At 56.1% G+C, this 1,853-nt stretch carries 1 rRNA gene (running past one end of the window); it reads left to right on the top strand.

Features of this window, described 5'->3' with window-relative positions:
* A 23S ribosomal RNA gene (locus tag ACZ32T_RS37170) occupies positions 1-1,831 on the top strand (it extends 1,370 nt beyond the left edge of the window).
* Positions 1,832-1,853: the final 22 nt, after the last annotated feature.

Below are 1,853 nucleotides of genomic sequence, written 5' to 3'. Positions count from 1 at the left end.
TAGTGGATGGGTAGGGGAGCGTCGTGTGCCGGGTGAAGCAGCCGCGGAAGCGAGTTGTGGACGGTTCACGAGTGAGAATGCAGGCATGAGTAGCGATACACACGTGAGAAACGTGTGCGCCGATTGACTAAGGGTTCCTGGGTCAAGCTGATCTGCCCAGGGTAAGTCGGGACCTAAGGCGAGGCCGACAGGCGTAGTCGATGGACAACCGGTTGATATTCCGGTACCCGCTTTGAAACGCCCAATACTGAATCAGGCGATGCTAAGTCCGTGAAGCCGGCCCGATCTCTTCGGAGTTGAGGGTAGTGGTGGAGCCGACGAACCAGACTTGTACTAGGTAAGCGATGGGGTGACGCAGGAAGGTAGTCCAGCCCGGGCGGTGGTTGTCCCGGGGTAAGGGTGTAGGCCGTGTGGTAGGTAAATCCGTCACACGTTAAGGCTGAGACCTGATGCCGAGCCGATTGTGGTGAAGTGGATGATCCTATGCTGTCGAGAAAAGCCTCTAGCGAGTTTCATGGCGGCCCGTACCCTAAACCGACTCAGGTAGTCAGGTAGAGAATACCGAGGCGTTCGGGTGAACTATGGTTAAGGAACTCGGCAAAATGCCCCCGTAACTTCGGGAGAAGGGGGGCCATCACTGGTGATCCGATTTACTCGGTGAGCTGGGGGTGGCCGCAGAGACCAGCGAGAAGCGACTGTTTACTAAAAACACAGGTCCGTGCGAAGCCGTAAGGCGATGTATACGGACTGACGCCTGCCCGGTGCTGGAACGTTAAGGGGACCGGTTAGTGCACTTTCGGGTGTGCGAAGCTGAGAACTTAAGCGCCAGTAAACGGCGGTGGTAACTATAACCATCCTAAGGTAGCGAAATTCCTTGTCGGGTAAGTTCCGACCTGCACGAATGGCGTAACGACTTCTCGACTGTCTCAACCATAGGCCCGGTGAAATTGCACTACGAGTAAAGATGCTCGTTTCGCGCAGCAGGACGGAAAGACCCCGGGACCTTTACTATAGTTTGATATTGGTGTTCGGTTCGGCTTGTGTAGGATAGGTGGGAGACTTTGAAGCGGCCACGCCAGTGGTTGTGGAGTCGTCGTTGAAATACCACTCTGGTCGTGCTGGATGTCTAACCTGGGTCCGTGATCCGGATCAGGGACAGTGTCTGATGGGTAGTTTAACTGGGGCGGTTGCCTCCTAAAGAGTAACGGAGGCGCCCAAAGGTTCCCTCAGCCTGGTTGGCAATCAGGTGTTGAGTGTAAGTGCACAAGGGAGCTTGACTGTGAGACCGACGGGTCGAGCAGGGACGAAAGTCGGGACTAGTGATCCGGCAGTGGCTTGTGGAAGCGCTGTCGCTCAACGGATAAAAGGTACCCCGGGGATAACAGGCTGATCTTCCCCAAGAGTCCATATCGACGGGATGGTTTGGCACCTCGATGTCGGCTCGTCGCATCCTGGGGCTGGAGTCGGTCCCAAGGGTTGGGCTGTTCGCCCATTAAAGCGGTACGCGAGCTGGGTTTAGAACGTCGTGAGACAGTTCGGTCCCTATCCGCTGTGCGCGTAGGAATATTGAGAAGGGCTGTCCCTAGTACGAGAGGACCGGGACGGACGAACCTCTGGTGTGCCAGTTGTCCTGCCAAGGGCATGGCTGGTTGGCTACGTTCGGAAAGGATAACCGCTGAAAGCATCTAAGCGGGAAGCCTGCTTCGAGATGAGTATTCCCACCACCTTGAGTGGTTAAGGCTCCCAGTAGACGACTGGGTTGATAGGCCAGATGTGGAAGCCCGGTAACGGGTGGAGCTGACTGGTACTAATAGGCCGAGGGCTTGTCCTCAGTTGCTCGCGTCCACTGTGTT

The organism is Streptomyces sp. NPDC023573, from assembly GCF_055559735.1.
This window is presented reverse-complemented; position numbering and strand designations above follow the sequence as displayed.